This window comes from Oscillospiraceae bacterium (assembly GCA_035380125.1).
GTDB lineage: Bacteria > Bacillota > Clostridia > Oscillospirales > JAKOTC01 > DAOPZJ01.
This window is the reverse complement of sequence record DAOSWV010000003.1, coordinates 56557-71544: the sequence shown is the minus strand read 5'-3', so window position 1 is coordinate 71544 and position 14988 is coordinate 56557. Positions and strand designations below refer to the sequence as shown.

Genomic DNA, 14988 nt, shown 5'->3' with positions numbered 1-14988 from the left:
GAGAAGCCATGGATGAACATCTGAAAGCGTTGCTTCAAAAAAGCGGATTGAAAAACACCAAACACCGAACGGCCATCCTTGAACTGCTGGAACAAAATGACCAGCCGGTGACCGCAGAACAGCTGTATGCCGAGATGCGTTCCAAAAACATCCCGGTCAACCTCTCAACGGTCTATCGGACATTGGACATCCTATGCGAAAAGGAGCTTATCACAAAGCTGACCATTGAAGGCGGCGCAAAGGCACTGTTTGAATTCAACAACAATCTGCATCGCCACCATCTGATTTGCCTGGGATGTAAAAAAATCCTGACCATCGAGAATTGCCCGCTCGGTGATTACGAACAAAAACTCGCCGGAAAAACCCATTTTTCCATCACCGGACACAAACTCGATCTCTACGGTTTTTGTCCCGACTGCCGACGAAAAAACGAGTTTTAACACCGCTATATAACCACCCGCTTTTGCATTGATTTCAAAAGCGGGTCTTTTTCCATACCGCGGAAAGCGTGATGAAAAAGATGAAAAATGCGGGAGATAATAGTTGACATTTTGAGCATTTGAAGTATTATATATGTATATTAGTGTTACTTTTTCGTATTTTGTTACCTTAAAAGTTTCCCTTTTCCAAAACACTTAAGGAGCCCAAAATGCCCAACAGAAAAAAAGTGAATATTTCCCGTGAGGTCTGCAATCAATGGATGAATGATTTAAACGAGATAACAGACTCTTGCATCGGCAATATCGGGAATAAATTCAAAAATTTTGATATTGATATTTTTAATAAAGAACCGAAAATTCTCTATAATATATATCCCCATATGACCCCCGAAACGCTTGAGATCTTTCACATTATGAGAATAAAACAAACCTGGCTGCTGCGACACTCCGTCAATGTAGCCATTCTCTCTTTTATCATCACCCGATGTCTCAGCTTAGAAGAACACAAAATACAAAATATCATCACCGGTGCACTTCTGCATGACGTCGGAAAAATGGTGATCCCCGGGCATATCCTGCAAAAGCCCGCAGCTTTAGATCAAGAAGAAATGGCTTTGATATACCGACACTCTCTGTCGGGCTATCATATGATTTTCGACAGCGACATTTCCCCCGAAAGCAAGTTCATCGTTCTGCAGCATCATGAGCGCCTTGACGGCAGCGGTTATCCCGAGGGATTAAAGGGAGATGACATTTCTGAAGGTGCAAAAATCGTCATGGTCGCCGATTCTCTGGATGCGATGACCTCTTACCGGCCTTACAAGACTGCGCAGAGCATGCCCAAAGCGCTCGAAAGCATCCGAAAAGACGGCGACAAATACGATCAAACCATCATCGCGGCTTTAAGGCAGCTGTTACCGTAATCCAAATTGTATAATTTGATCGATTTATGCGGAATTCCAATATAAAAGGCAGATTCATTAAATGAATCTGCCTTTTTATTCATGCAATTATTTTTACACCGTATAAGTCGAGGCCGCCGTATCGCCGCCGTGACCCGTCCAATTGGTGTGATAAAATTCCCCGCGCGGCTTGTCGACCCGCTCGTAGGTGTGTGCGCCGAAATAGTCGCGCTGCGCCTGTAAAAGGTTCGCCGGAAGCCGCTCGCAACGATAGCCGTCGTAATAGCTGAGCGCCGCTGCCATAGCCGGAATCGGAATACCCGCCGCAATCGCCGCGCCGCAGACCCTGCGCCAGCCCGCCTGTGCTTTCTCGACCGCCGCTTTAAAGTAATCGTCGAGCAGCAGATTGTCGAGATTGGGGTTCTTTTCGAACGCCTCTTTGATCTTTCCCAAAAACACGCTGCGGATGATACAGCCGCCGCGCCACATCAGCGCGATGCCGCCGTAGTTGAGGTTCCAGCCGTAAGTCGCCGCCGCCGCACGCATTAACGAATACCCCTGCGCATAAGAGACGATCTTGGAGGCAAACAGCGCTTCTTTTAAATCGGCGATAAACTGTTTGCGGTCGCTGTTGATCTTTTTATCCGGGCCGGTCAGCACTTTCGAAGCCGCGACACGTTCTTCTTTGACCGCTGACAAACAGCGCGCGAAGACCGCTTCGGAGATCAGCGTCAGCGCAATGCCCTCGTCGAGCGCCGCAATCGCTGTCCACTTTCCGGTGCCTTTTTGTCCGGCGGTATCGAGGATTTTATCCACAGTCACTTCGCCGTTATCGCGGTAGCCGAAGATGTCGCGGGTGATCTCAATCAGATAGCTGTCGAGTTCGCCTTTATTGTATTCGGAAAAGACTTCGTGCAGTTCGTCTGCCGTCAGTCCGAAGCCGTCTTTCAAGAGTTGGTAGGTCTCGCAGATCAACTGCATATCGCCGTATTCGATGCCGTTATGCACCATCTTGACAAAATGCCCCGCGCCGTTTTCTCCGACCCAGTCGCAGCAGGGTTCGCCGTCGGTGTGGGCGCAGATGCTCTGGAAAATCGGCTTAACCGACGACCACGCCGCTTTGGAGCCGCCGGGCATCATGCTCGGGCCTTTTAATGCGCCCTCTTCGCCGCCCGAGACGCCGGTGCCGATATACAGCAGCCCCTTGCTCTCGACATAGGCGGTTCTGCGGGAGGTGTCGGGAAAGTGGGAGTTGCCGCCGTCGATGATAATGTCGCCCGGCGACAGCAGCGGGATCAATTTCTCGATCATATCGTCGACCGCCTGCCCGGCCTTGATCATCATCATTACCTTGCGCGGAGCGGCGAGATTATCAATCAATTCCTGCAGAGAATAGGTGCCGATGATGTTTTTGCCCTTGGCTCTGCCCTCGACAAAATGGGTCACCTTTTCGGCGGTGCGGTTATAGACCGCCACCGTGAAACCCTTGCTCTCCATGTTCATCACGAGGTTTTCGCCCATGACCGCCAGTCCGATGAGTCCGATATCCGCTTTTTTCATAATTTTATTGTCCTTTCTCTTGCTTAGGAATGTTGATATGCGTTTAATATAACACGCAGAGTAATAAAAATCGCAGCGTTCCCCCCTGTAGGGCGGGACGACCCGGCCCGCCGAGCGGACCGCAGTCCGTGCGGGCTATTCGCCTGCGAAAAGAGTTCGCCACAATAGATATTGGATTTTATCTTTTTACTCTGGCATTGCCCTGCCAGATCGACCAAACCTGCTCTTCGTCCGCCGGCAACGCATAATCGGTCATCAAGGACACGGCCAAAGCGCCGCAAGCCCATCCGAAATGCAAAGCATCCGCCGGGGTTTTGCCCGTTAAAATGCCGTATAACAACCCGCCGACAAATCCGTCGCCGCCGCCGATGCGGTCGAGCACGCCGATTTCACGCGGGGCGACCGTCTCCCAGACGCCGTCGCACAGCATCGTCGCGCCCCACAGATGGGCATTGGCGCTGACGACCTCGCGCAATGTCGTAGCGAACACCGAGGCATTCGGGTAGACCTTGCGAATCTCGTCAATCATGCCTTTAAAGCTATCGAGTTTTCCGGCAAGTCCCTGTCCGCCGGCTTCCGGACCCTTAATATCTAAACAAAGCTGGAAGTCCTCTTCGTTGCCGACGAGGATGTCCGAAATCGAGGCGATCTCGGAAAACGCCTCATGCAGTTCCTTTTCGCGGCCCTTCCAAAACGATGCGCGGTGGTTGAGGTCAAATGAGATCAGGGTGCCGTATTTTTTTGCGGTACGCGCCAATTCGAGGCAGCAGCCGATGGTCTGTTCCGACAGCGCCGCAACCAGTCCCGACAGATGCAGAATCTGAACGCCCTCGTCCCCAAAAATGCGGTCGAGGTCAAAATCGTCGGCAGAAAGCGTCCGACCGACTTCTCCCGCACGGTCGTTGTGAACACGAGGCCCGCGCATGCCGTAACCGGTATCGGCGATGTTGAACTGATGGCGGTAGCCCCACGGCCCGCCCTGCGCAACCTCTCTGCCCTCGTAATCGACGCCGCGACGGCGCAGATCGCTCTTGATGAACGCGGCGATCGGGCTGTCCTTGACAAACGCGGTCAGCACCTTGGTCGGCAGGCCCAATCCCGCCGAAATGCTTAACACGTTGCTCTCTGCGCTGGTCGCCTGCATCTCGTACATGGTCGCGGTATGCACCGGTCCGTGATTGACCGGCGTGATGCGCACGCCCATGCTGGTCGCCGTCATCAGTGCGTATTTGCAGTTTTGTCTCAGTTTCATTTCTTTGACCTCGCTTTTTTGATATTTTCAAGTACGCTGTACGGAATATTCAAATTCCCAAGCCCGACACCGATCGAGATATGCGGTTTCATCGCCGCGTGAAAATCGGTGCCGCCGGAGATCAGCAGTCCCAACCGCTTTGCCATGGTTTGATATTTATCCTGCAGTTCGGGCGTGTATTCGGTGTAATACCCCTCAATCCCGGCCAGTCCGGCTTCTTTGAGTTCAATCACGAACTGTTCCAGCACGTCATCCGGCTTGCGGGTCAGGTGCAGATGTGCCAAAAACGCCATGCCGCCGATCTCATTGATCAATCCCACAGCCTGTGCTGCGGTCAGATATTGCGTATCGTCATAAGCGGGTTTCCCGTTTGCAAGCAGCGTATCGAACGCCAGCTTGACCGAGGGCATGTACCCTTTATCGACCAGCAACCGCGCAAAATGCGCCCTGCATACCAGTGCGCCTCCGGCGACCTGTTTGGCCTCCTCCATGCTCACGTCATAACCGAGCGCCCGCAGCTTTTCGCAGTTGCGCTGACTGCGGATCGAACGTGTCTCCTTGATTTTCACGAGCGCCTCTTTAAGCGCGGGATGATCGATATCAATAAAATAACCCAGAATGTGCGTCTCGGTATCGCTCTGCGCCGAGAGTTCAATTCCCGGCACAACTTCAATCCCGATTTCGGCGCCGCGTGTCATCGCCTCTTTGACGCCGTCGGCAGTATCGTGGTCGGTCAGTGATATTGCCTCCAGACCGCTCTTTTTCGCGTGGTCGATCAATTCAATCGGCGACATCGAGCCGTCGGAACGGGTGCTGTGCGTGTGTAAGTCAATCATTTTGCGAGATGTTCCCCTTACTTATTTCAAACCCCAAAGGCCGAGTGCCGGGTTGGAGACATAAAAAATCTCTTCGCCGTCTACCATGTTCCAGCCGTCCTTTAAAACAGCGGGGTTATATTTTTGAATGAGTTCGTCATAATCGCCGTACCGGAAATTGATTGATTCAACCAATTTCTTGCCGAGTTTCGGCGCGGCATAGGTGATATTGAACCTGCCGTCCGAAGAGCCGTGAATCAAGTGCGCCGCCACCGAGAGGTTTTCGCGCAGGTCGGCGTGTTCCTTGACCAGTTTCAACACATTTTCGCGCCCGACATAGCCGTATTTTTTGATCAGCAGGTCGTTTTCGGGGTCCTCGCCGCATTTGTCGACGCCAGGCGCCAATACGATCAATTCGCCGCCGTCCGCCATTGCCATGCGGGTACGGTAAATCGCCTTATTTCCGAGCCAGGTGCTTCTGAACTCCCGCCCGTCCAAAAAGACGACCGCTTTTTTGATCGGCTTATCGAGTTGGTTGATATTATAGGTCTGGCTTGCGCCGACCGCTTTTTCGAAGTTGGAGCGTTCCCGCCCGATATAAAGCCCGCGGATTTTGACCTCGTCTCCGGAATTGGTGGTGACAGTGAGGACATATAAAATCGGCAGATTCTTTAAAAAGTGTTCCTCGGCATAGTCGAAGACCTTGCGCACGGGTGAAAAATCTTTGCCCATCACCCGCTCCATTCCGTAAAATGCGCCGAGCATGTGGGAGGAGTTGATCATCGAAGCGCCGCCGCAGCCCACGAAAATATTCTTGGAGTAATTGGCCATGCCCACGACCTCGTGCGGCACAACCTGCCCGATTGAAATAATTAGATCATAGTCGCCGCTGACGATGCGTTTATTGACTTCGACGTCAATCTTATCAGTCACCAACCCGTCCGAGACCTCGGACACGAATTCGCCCGGTACTTCGCCGATTTTCACCACGTCTTTGCGCCAGTTGTGCACAAGCAGGTCTTCATGCCGGACACGGCCCTCGAAAAAAGTATCGCATTCCTCTTTGGTCATCGGGACATGGGTGCCGAGTGTCGGCATCACGTCGATTTTCGCCTTATCTTTCAGCAAATCATAATAGATCGCCGTCAGTTTTCCCGCACCGGAATACATACGGGTAAAATCGGGCGGCAGAATCAAGACACGCGAAAGCCGCCTGCCCTTCAGTGATTCGGCAAGCGCATTTTCGAGCTGCTGCTGCGACAGCCCCTCGGTTTGTTCGTAAATCATGACACACCTCCGCCGGGAAATTCCGACGGAAAAAATTATACCATCTTTACCCCGCCATTACAACAGGGTTTTCAGCACAACCATAAGTACTGTGCCCGGCAGACCCAGCAAAACGCCCGTTCCGATCGTCCATACATTCCACCCGAGCGACAGGCCGGTATACGGCGCGGTGAAGTTCAACAGCGCCAGTGCCCCGACACCCAAGACCGCCGAAAAGAAAAAGCTTTTCAATTTCGCCATTTGACTTCTCTCCCTATGTGAAAATTTTCTCCGGGGGTAATTGCCCCTGCTGTTGCCCCATTTTCAGCCGTTTTTGCCGCTTCGGACACGACCTTTCCGGTTCCTGCATTTTCGGTTTCAGCGTCTATGATGCGCGCCTCCCTGATCAGATGATTTCTTTTTGCCTCCAGACATTTAATCAAAAAAATCTCGGATTCCACAAGATCGGGTTCGCAAAGCTGCTCAAAACGGTTATAGGCGCTGCGCAGCGCCAATTCGACTTCCCGAAGCTGTTCGTATATTCTCCTGTTGTCCATCTGCCTCACACCCCTGCAATCATTTATATTGCAAGTATTGGCAATTCATTCATAAAGTAATCAAAGCGCGGTGTAAAACGCCGTGCCGACGGAACAATCAAATTGCGCGGCAATTCCGGAAACAAGGCGTTCGTATTGCCCGCCAGTCTGGATTGCTGCGGGGCTGAAGCCCCTCGCAATGACGGTTGAACACGATCACTTCCCCGCCGCATGGCGTCGCTTGCATCACTTTAGGGGGTTGCCCAATTTAAAGGCGGGATGGTCGTATAGGGGCGCACACACAGGTGCGCCCCTACGAAATATAATTTCCCGCCGCGGCGGTACCTTACCTCTTCACTCTTCACTTAAAACAGCTCCGCCCTCCGGTCGGATTCGAACCGGAGGGCGGAGTTTTAGCTTATTCGTTTTTAATTGTAACTGAACTCAAGCATATATTTCTCTGCGTTTTTGGCGATAACACCTTCAAGGGCCGCGCTGACGGCAAGCAGTACCGCCGACACGATCAGCAGATAGACACTCACCGCCATAATCTGCGCCAGCGCCAGTGCATAGACGAGTGCCAGCACCCCCAGCATCGCCATCCCGCCGAGTGTCACAATCATCACGGCGCCGCTCTGCTTGACGACAAGGGTTTCGTTAGTCCAATCGAAACGCGGCAGCTTAATATTGCAAAACAGGCCGAGAAAAGCGATGAAGGTCTGAGCTGCCAGCGGAAAGGCAAACACGGCGGCAATTTCGAGTCCCGTCATCGGCAGAAAAATCGCAGCCACAGCCGAACAGAGAAACGACGGGATCAGGCCAATCACAAGATTCGGGGTCAGCTTCGCGGCAAAGATATCTTTGGCCGCCATCGGCAGCGATTTTAGCAGATTGATGTTCTTGCCCTCAAGCGAAATCGCACTCGCGGCGGGTGCAATGGTCAAATTGCAGAAACCGATGACCAAGCAGACGATGGCGCAGACCGCGCCTTCCATTGGGATCTCGGCGGACATCATTGAGACATAATCCGCGCCTTTGACGGCAATAAACACCGCCGCCGCAATCAGCATGATCGCGCCGAACCCGGCGTTCAGAAAATAGATCGGCAATGTGAAAAACCGCTTGATCTCTTTCGCCGTCAGCGCCTTACGCGCAGACTGCGCTTTCAGTTCCTTTTTGACGTACTTGATTTTAGCCGCACTCTTTCTTGCGGTTGCAATCTTGAAAAAGTTCGCCGACAGCAAAAGATAGGCGATTACGAACGGTATGATGCAGAAAGCCGCCAGCAGCAGGAAGTTAACGACGTTTCCGTCGGCACAGGCGGTACCCAGCCAATAAATCGGCGGGAAGCCGTTTTGCCACGAGTTGGCCAAGCTGCTGCTGTTGGTGATCACGCCGGAAAGGTAGGCATTGAGATTCATGTAAACAGCCATGAATCCGAGGAAAAAGAGTAGCATGAATACCGTGCTGACGATGTTTTTACGGGCGACCTTGGAGTTGATCAATGCGATCACCCAGCCGCAGAAAGACGTCAGGGCGGTGATAAACGGCGCAAAAACAAGATAGGTCAGCGCATAAAAAATCCAGCCCGCAGTCGACGTGGAAGCATACATCGCATAGACCACACCTGCGGGAATGAAAATCATTGCGCTGTAGATGTATTCAAGGATGACCAGCGTCAGCAGCCGGGAGCCGAGGATATAGGACGGCGGAATCGGCATGGCCAGCAGCATATCGTTGTCAGTGGATTCAAACAGCAGTTTCTCGGTCATAAAAATACTCCCGATAAAACCGAAAGCAAATCCCATGAGCCCGACCATCGCGAAATAAAGCCATGCAAACCCGATCTGCGGCAAGGACTGCGCCATCGGAGCGAACATGGATCCAAACGAGAACAGCAGCATGCCCACGACATAGACCGCAAGCGCAACTATCAGAACTTTTCTCGTTTTTGTAGGTTGTTTTCCCCGGTTCAGCCGCCCGAACATGATCGAAAACAGCATGGACAGGCGGGTGGAGAGCAGTGTTTTAAACATCAATATTGCCTCCCTCTCGTAGCTTTAGGGACGTTTGATCCTTTTTACTCAAGTTAAAAGGATCAAACTCCGGAGTTTGAAAATTTATTTTTCAAACTTCTCCTCCGCCAGCTCCAGGAAGACATCTTCCAATGAGCTGTTGCCGCGTACTTCGGCGGTCTTTCCGGTCATAATCAGACGCCCGTTTTTGATGATCGAGATATTGTCACAGAGTTTTTCGGCGACTTCGAGGACATGGGTCGAAAAGAAAATCGCCCCGCCGTTGTCGCAAATATCGCGCATCAGCCCTTTGACCGTATGTGCAGCCACCGGATCAAGGCCGACAAACGGCTCATCCATCAGCATCAATTTGGGTTTGTGCAACAACGCGGCGATGATGGCGAGTTTCTGCTTCATGCCGTGGGAATAGGCGCTGATGGGCTGCGCCAGATCGGAAGTCAGTTCAAACAGATCGGCATACCGCGCAATCGACTCCTCGCGTTCCTTTTTGGAGACGCCGAACACGTCGGAGATGAAATTGAGGTACTTGATCGCCGGCATGAATTCATATAGATCGGGATTGTCGGGGATGTACGCAATCTTTTTTTTGCACTCGAGCGGTTTTTCGGCGACGGAGATGCCGTCGACAAAAATTTGACCGCCATCGAATCCCAAAATGCCGCAGCACGCCTTGATTGTCGTGGTTTTTCCGGCGCCGTTGTGGCCGATAAAACCATGGATTTCTCCGGGATAGATGTGCAGCGACAGGTTGTCGACCGCCTTTTTATCTCCATAGGTTTTCGTCAGGTTTCTGATGTCAAGCATTGCACAATTGTCCTTTCCCTTACTTTTTATCTGCCTCGTCTTCATAGGCATACGGCCTGTCGATATCGACGACGGCATTGAGATTTTGATCGACGGATTTCACCAGTGCTGTAATTTTTTCGCGTGCTTCTTTCATGCTGATGTTCAATTCAAACGGGATCACCGCGTCGAAAATCACATTGGTGTGCGTCGGCCCGCGCACAATTCTGAAGTCGTGCGTCGTGATGCCGTCGCCGAGGGTTTTCAGCTTTTCTTCGATCTGTTCCTTAAGCCGGTTGACATTCTCGTTGTCGCAGCTGATCGGATCCATGTGAATCACCGCCAGACAGCCGAGTTCGTTTCGAAGGTCGTGTTCAATGTTGTCGACGACGTCGTGCAAGGTCACCATATCGCCGTTCTCAGGAACTTCGGCATGCAGCGAGACCATGCATCTGCCGGGACCGTAGTCATGTACAATCAAATCGTGAACACCGGTGACCTGCTCGTGTGACAATACCAAATCGATGATATGTTTGACCAATTCCCGGGTAGGCGGCTCACCGAGCAGCGGGCTGATCGTCTCTTTTCCTGCGCGCACACCGGAATACAGGATGAATCCGGAGACCAGCAAACCGCCGATGGCGTCGAGGTTTACACCCGCAAATTTAGTAATCAGGGTCGCAATCAGCACCACCGCAGTGGCCACGCAGTCCGACAGCGAATCGATCATCGCGGCGAACAGAGCCGGTGAATGGATCATTTTGGAGTAGCGGCGGTTATAAAAGGCCATATACAACTTGATGAGAATCGAAGCAGCCAGAATTCCGATGGCAAGCAGGGAAAACTCCGGCGTCTCGGGCGTAATCAGCTTTTTGACCGAACTGACCAGCAGTTCGAAACCCATGACCACGATGACCATCGAGACGATCAATCCGGAGATATACTCGAACCGCCCGTGCCCGAATGGGTGCTGCAGATCGGGTTTTTGCCCCGCCAGCCGGAATCCCAGCAGCGTCACACCCGAAGAACCCGCGTCGGAGAGATTGTTGAACGCGTCGGACGTAATTGCGATTGAACCTGACATAGTGCCTGCGATAAATTTCCCGGCGAACAGCAGAATGTTGAAAAAGATGCCCGCCGCACCGCAAAGTACCCCGTAGGTGCGGCGTACCCGCTCCGACGAGGCGTCTTCGCTGTCTTTGATAAAAATTTTCGCAAGCAGTTTGATCATTTGATTACAAAATTCACAAGTTTGCCGGGTACGCAGATCTCCTTGATAATTTGTTTGCCTTCAAGCAGTGCGGCCACCTTTTCATTGGCCTTGGCGGCAGCCAGCATTGCGGCGTTGTCGCTGTCGGCCGGAATCTGTAAATCAGCCCGCAGTTTGCCGTTGATCTGAACGACCACGGTGATCGTATCTGCGACACACTTAGCCGGATCGAATACCGGCCACGGCGCGTTGACTGCCATGCCCTCAAATCCGAACATCTCCCACATCTCGCAGCAGATGTGCGGTGCAAACGGACACAGCATCGAAAGGAAGAATTTTAATTCTTCTTTTGTAATTGAGCCCTTTTCGTAAATCGTATTGGACAGTGTCATCATCGCGGCAATCGCGGTGTTGAACTTCAAATTCTCCGTGTCTTCGGTGACTTTTTTCAGGCAGTTATGGAAGTCAAATTCCATTTCCGGACGCATACTGCCGTCAATCAAAATGTCTTGGAAACCCCAGACCCGATCAATGAAGCGCTTGCAGCCGCGCACGCCCTGATTGGACCAGACGGCATCCTTCTCGAAGTCACCGATGAACATGATATACAGCCGCAGCACATCGGTGCCGTAGTCTTTGATATAGTCGTCGGGATTGACGACGTTGCCGCGCGACTTGGACATCTTTTCGCCGTTCTCGGCCAAAATCATTGCATGCGCCGTACGTTTGAGATACGGTTCTTTGCAGGGCGAGACGCCGATGTCGTATAAGAATTTTGCCCAGAAACGTGAATACAGCAGGTGCAGTGTGACATGCTCCATGCCGCCGTTATACCAGTTGACCGGCATCCAGTATTTGAGCGCTTCATACGAGGCCGGTGCGGTGTCGCAATGCGGGTCGCAGTAGCGCATAAAGTACCACGAGGACCCTGCCCAGTTGGGCATGACATCGGTCTCACGCTTACCGGGACCGCCGCAGTTCGGACAGGTCGTATTGACCCAATCGTCCACTTTGGACAGCGGCGACTCGCCATTGTCGGTCGGCTCATAGGCCTCGACGTCGGGCAGCGTCACGGGCAGCTGATCCTCGGGAACCGGCACCCAGCCGCATTTTTCGCAGTAGACCATCGGCACGGGTTCGCCCCAGTACCGCTGGCGCGAAAACACCCAGTCGCGCAGTTTATAATTGATTGTCTTTTTGCCGATCCCCTTTTGCTCGAGCCATTCGGTGATTTTTTTCTTGGCGTCGGCCACTTTGAGGCCGTTGATCAAACCGGAATTGATTAATATCCCGTCATCAACGTCGGTATAAGCGGCATTCTGAACGTCGCCGCCCGCCACGACCTCGACGATCGGCAGATTGAACTTCTTGGCGAAATCCCAGTCGCGCTCATCGTGCGCCGGAACCGCCATGATCGCACCGGTCCCGTAGCCCGCAAGCACATAGTCCGAGATGAAAATCGGGATCTTTTCGCCGTTGACCGGATTGATGGCTTCGACGCCGTCCAGCCGCACACCGGTCTTGTCCTTGACCAGTTCGGTGCGTTCGAAATCGGACTTTTTGCCCGCTTCTTCCTGATAAGCGGTCACATCGGCAGTGTTTTTTAAGATGTTCTTCCACTTGTCGATTAATGTGTGTTCGGGCGACATCACCATGTATGTAGCCCCGAACAGCGTATCCGGACGCGTGGTAAAGACCGTGACGGTATCGCCCTCGGTGGTCTCGAAATTCACCTCCGCACCCTCGGAACGCCCGATCCAGTTGATCTCCTGGGTCTTGACCCGCTCGACAAAATCGAGGTCGGCCAAATCGTCGATCAAACGCTGAGCGTAAGCGGTAATTTTGAGCATCCACTGGCTCTTGACCTTGCGCACGACGTCGCCGCCGCAGCGTTCGCAGACGCCGCCGACGACTTCTTCGTTGGCCAACACGATTTTGCACTTGGTGCACCAGTTGACCGGAATTTCTTTTTTATAGGCCAACCCGTGCTTGTACAGCTGCAAAAAGATCCACTGCGTCCATTTATAATAGGACGGGTCGGTAGTGTCGACCTCGCGGTCCCAGTCGAACGACATGCCCAGTGCTTTGATCTGCTTACGGAACCGGTCGATATTGCGTTTGGTGACCTTAGCGGGGTGAATTTTGTTTTTGATGGCGTAGTTTTCGGTCGGGAGGCCAAAAGCGTCCCAACCGATCGGGAACAGGACGTTATAGCCCTGCATCCGGCGTTTTCTCGCAACGATGTCCATCGCGGTATAGGGTCTCGGGTGGCCGATATGCAAGCCCTCTCCCGAGGGGTACGGAAATTCGACCAACACGTAATAGGGCGGCTTTTCCCCGCCCTGAACCGCATGATAAGGTTTTGTGATCTCCCAGTTATCCTGCCACTTCTTTTCAGTGGCGGTAAAGTCGTAGCGTTCAGCCATGACAATGAACAATCCCTTCTGATTTATGATATCTATGTCACTGATTCAAAATCTGCTCCGCGCTGTATTTCGGCGCGTCGCCCCAGATGCCGATCAGGTTATAAAAGTCGCGTGCCGTGGAGTAAAACACATGGATGATGATGTCGCCGTAATCGAGCAGAATCCAGTTGGAGGAGGTGTCGCGTTCGATATGTTTCGGCTCGTGTCCGGCCTTGGAAAACGCCTCGTCGATTTCATTCGTCAGCGCCTTGACCTGCGTAAAACTCGAACCGGACGCGATGATGAAGTAATCAGCCAGCGTGGACAGCTGTGTGACGTTGAGCACTTCAATGTCCTTTGCTTTTTTGTCGTCGAGTGTCTTGACCGCGAGTTTCACCAGTTCCATTGTCGTCATTTTCTTGACCGTCCTTTCAATGCAAGTTTCGGTTCCAGCCGGCTTTCATAGTCGAATGCCAACCGGAATCGGATTCCAGCCGGAATTCGATTTGGTATGAGATCTGATTCCGGAGGAAAAAGAGTATATATTCAGCTTATGATATTGGCTGCTCATACTTTCCCTCCGATCTTAATCAATCAAGTCCGCAAAATTATTCTTCTCGCTCTGATAGGTCTCGCCGTAATTGAGTCCGGAAACCACCGTCGCGCCGATGTCCGCAAGTGTCAGCTGCTCGTCTTCTCCGTAAAATTCGGTGTTCAGCAGCGATAAAAGGGCTTTTCGATTGACCGCGTAACAAGCCAATCCCTCGACACTGTCGAACTCTACACCGGGCAGTGTATAGCCATTGACGTTTTCCAATGAAACTTCGCGTAAAAACCGAGCAAGTTCCACAAGCTGCCCTGCTGTTAAATCGCTCTCAACCTCGGAGATCACTTCGCCGGTCATCAATGCGGTCAGCTCCGCTGCCGAAAGCTCTTTGGCCCGCTTCATCGCTGCGGCCAAAAACCGCTTTTGGGCCTCTACCCTGCCCAGATCGCCTTGAAAATACCCGCTGCGAAATCGCACAAAGAGTTCCGCCGTGGTTCCGTCGAGTACATGCTCGCCCGCCGTCAGCACCACTGATTTGCTGTGCGTGTCATAAAGCGCCTTGGGCAGATAGATCGGGATGCCGCCGATGGCGTCAACCGCATTTCGAAATCCCTCGAAGGTCAGTTTGAGATAACCGTCCGGCTCGACGCCGAGTTGGGTTTTCAGAACCCAGGCCAGATTGCGGATATCGTGGTTCTGTGTGTAGGGGTATTTGGCGTGGGCATAGACGGCATTGATCTTTCCGGTCGGAATATCACCGCCCACATAGGTGTCGCGCGGGATTGACAGCAGTTTGACCGTCCCGTTTTCGAGATCGCAGAATGCCACAATCAACGTATCTGTGAGACCGTTTTCGTCCTCACCGATGATGAGATACTTCTTTACATCGGGCGTTTTTACCTCGGACGGCACGCTCTCCGCTTTACTGCTGACCGGCGTGGATTCGCTCTCCGGTGCCACGGTCTGCCCGACCGAAAACGGCTTGGAGCTGCACAGCACCGCCGACGTCACCGCGATAATGGCCGCCATGATGGCCAACGCGGCCAGCACGACTTTGATTCTCGTATTTGAAATTGTCACCGACAAATTCCCTCCCCGTCTGTTTTCACAGACAAAATCCGAATAAATCGGACCCCGAAAACTCGGGATAAGAGTTATTTTCTGCCGGTCAGCGCCCAATATTCGGCGCTGTTGCCATTATATCACATTCGCCCCCCGTAATCAATCCATGCCGGC

14 protein-coding genes are annotated in these 14988 nt (G+C 52.6%); 2 read left to right on the top strand and 12 right to left on the bottom strand.

Translation table 11 applies throughout. The annotated features are described in order from the left end of the window. Positions 1-8 precede the first annotated feature (8 nt). Positions 9-440: a Fur family transcriptional regulator gene (locus tag PK629_01620; protein HOP10168.1), complete on the top strand. Its 432-nt coding sequence runs from the start codon at positions 9-11 to the stop codon at positions 438-440. Positions 441-649: 209 nt separating this feature from the next. Then, positions 650-1363, top strand: a complete 714-nt coding sequence (locus PK629_01615) for an HD domain-containing protein (protein HOP10167.1) — start codon at positions 650-652, stop codon at positions 1361-1363. Positions 1364-1456: 93 nt separating this feature from the next. Here the strand turns inward: PK629_01615 and gnd are convergent, their stop codons facing one another. The 12 genes from gnd to PK629_01555 all read right to left on the bottom strand — a co-directional run bounded on the left by gnd (position 1457) and on the right by PK629_01555 (position 14832). Beyond that, positions 1457-2902, bottom strand: coding sequence for a decarboxylating NADP(+)-dependent phosphogluconate dehydrogenase (gene gnd / locus PK629_01610; GenBank protein HOP10166.1), 1446 nt, complete (start codon positions 2900-2902; stop codon positions 1457-1459). Between the two features lie 178 nt (positions 2903-3080). Further along, positions 3081-4154, bottom strand: coding sequence for a sugar kinase (locus PK629_01605; GenBank protein ID HOP10165.1), 1074 nt, complete (start codon positions 4152-4154; stop codon positions 3081-3083). Continuing rightward, positions 4151-4990, bottom strand: a complete 840-nt coding sequence (locus PK629_01600) for a PHP domain-containing protein (protein ID HOP10164.1) — start codon at positions 4988-4990, stop codon at positions 4151-4153. The genes PK629_01605 and PK629_01600 overlap by 4 nt, the downstream gene beginning before the upstream one ends. 21 nt (positions 4991-5011) lie before the next feature. Then, entirely contained in the window at positions 5012-6256 is a 1245-nt protein-coding gene (locus tag PK629_01595) for a lactate racemase domain-containing protein (protein ID HOP10163.1), read from the bottom strand. A gap of 57 nt (positions 6257-6313) precedes the next feature. Further along, the gene (locus PK629_01590) at positions 6314-6496 is read right to left on the bottom strand and encodes a pro-sigmaK processing inhibitor BofA family protein (GenBank protein ID HOP10162.1); all 183 of its coding nucleotides are present in this window, start codon (positions 6494-6496) and stop codon (positions 6314-6316) included. After that, entirely contained in the window at positions 6484-6792 is a 309-nt protein-coding gene (locus tag PK629_01585) for a hypothetical protein (protein ID HOP10161.1), read from the bottom strand. Before PK629_01585 ends, PK629_01590 begins: the two co-directional genes overlap by 13 nt. Positions 6793-7199: 407 nt before the next feature. Next, positions 7200-8807, bottom strand: coding sequence for a hypothetical protein (locus PK629_01580; GenBank protein ID HOP10160.1), 1608 nt, complete (start codon positions 8805-8807; stop codon positions 7200-7202). A gap of 84 nt (positions 8808-8891) precedes the next feature. Then, positions 8892-9611 carry an ABC transporter ATP-binding protein gene (locus tag PK629_01575; protein HOP10159.1) on the bottom strand — a complete coding sequence of 240 codons (720 nt, stop codon included), beginning with the start codon at positions 9609-9611 and terminating at the stop codon, positions 8892-8894. A gap of 19 nt (positions 9612-9630) precedes the next feature. Further along, positions 9631-10821, bottom strand: a complete 1191-nt coding sequence (locus PK629_01570; protein HOP10158.1) for a cation diffusion facilitator family transporter — start codon at positions 10819-10821, stop codon at positions 9631-9633. Next, complete coding sequence (gene leuS / locus PK629_01565; GenBank protein HOP10157.1) at positions 10818-13226, bottom strand: leucine--tRNA ligase; 2409 nt, start codon at positions 13224-13226, stop codon at positions 10818-10820. The genes PK629_01570 and leuS overlap by 4 nt, the downstream gene beginning before the upstream one ends. A gap of 37 nt (positions 13227-13263) precedes the next feature. Continuing rightward, positions 13264-13620 (bottom strand): ribosome silencing factor, encoded by a 357-nt coding sequence (gene rsfS / locus PK629_01560; GenBank protein HOP10156.1) that lies wholly within the window; start codon positions 13618-13620, stop codon positions 13264-13266. Between the two features lie 171 nt (positions 13621-13791). Next, positions 13792-14832 carry an LCP family protein gene (locus tag PK629_01555; protein HOP10155.1) on the bottom strand — a complete coding sequence of 347 codons (1041 nt, stop codon included), beginning with the start codon at positions 14830-14832 and terminating at the stop codon, positions 13792-13794. Between the last annotated feature and the right edge of the window lie 156 nt (positions 14833-14988).

Bases quoted from the DNA above. Each gene is read 5' to 3' on its own strand.
- PK629_01620 (HOP10168.1), top strand. From the start codon at position 9: ATGGATGAACATCTGAAAGCGTTGCTTCAAAAAAGCGGATTGAAAAAC.
- PK629_01615 (HOP10167.1), top strand. From the start codon at position 650: ATGCCCAACAGAAAAAAAGTGAATATTTCCCGTGAGGTCTGCAATCAA.
- gnd (HOP10166.1), bottom strand. From the start codon at position 2,902: ATGAAAAAAGCGGATATCGGACTCATCGGACTGGCGGTCATGGGCGAA.
- PK629_01605 (HOP10165.1), bottom strand. From the start codon at position 4,154: ATGAAACTGAGACAAAACTGCAAATACGCACTGATGACGGCGACCAGC.
- PK629_01600 (HOP10164.1), bottom strand. From the start codon at position 4,990: ATGATTGACTTACACACGCACAGCACCCGTTCCGACGGCTCGATGTCG.
- PK629_01595 (HOP10163.1), bottom strand. From the start codon at position 6,256: ATGATTTACGAACAAACCGAGGGGCTGTCGCAGCAGCAGCTCGAAAAT.
- PK629_01590 (HOP10162.1), bottom strand. From the start codon at position 6,496: ATGGCGAAATTGAAAAGCTTTTTCTTTTCGGCGGTCTTGGGTGTCGGG.
- PK629_01585 (HOP10161.1), bottom strand. From the start codon at position 6,792: ATGGACAACAGGAGAATATACGAACAGCTTCGGGAAGTCGAATTGGCG.
- PK629_01580 (HOP10160.1), bottom strand. From the start codon at position 8,807: ATGTTTAAAACACTGCTCTCCACCCGCCTGTCCATGCTGTTTTCGATC.
- PK629_01575 (HOP10159.1), bottom strand. From the start codon at position 9,611: ATGCTTGACATCAGAAACCTGACGAAAACCTATGGAGATAAAAAGGCG.
- PK629_01570 (HOP10158.1), bottom strand. From the start codon at position 10,821: ATGATCAAACTGCTTGCGAAAATTTTTATCAAAGACAGCGAAGACGCC.
- leuS (HOP10157.1), bottom strand. From the start codon at position 13,226: ATGGCTGAACGCTACGACTTTACCGCCACTGAAAAGAAGTGGCAGGAT.
- rsfS (HOP10156.1), bottom strand. From the start codon at position 13,620: ATGACGACAATGGAACTGGTGAAACTCGCGGTCAAGACACTCGACGAC.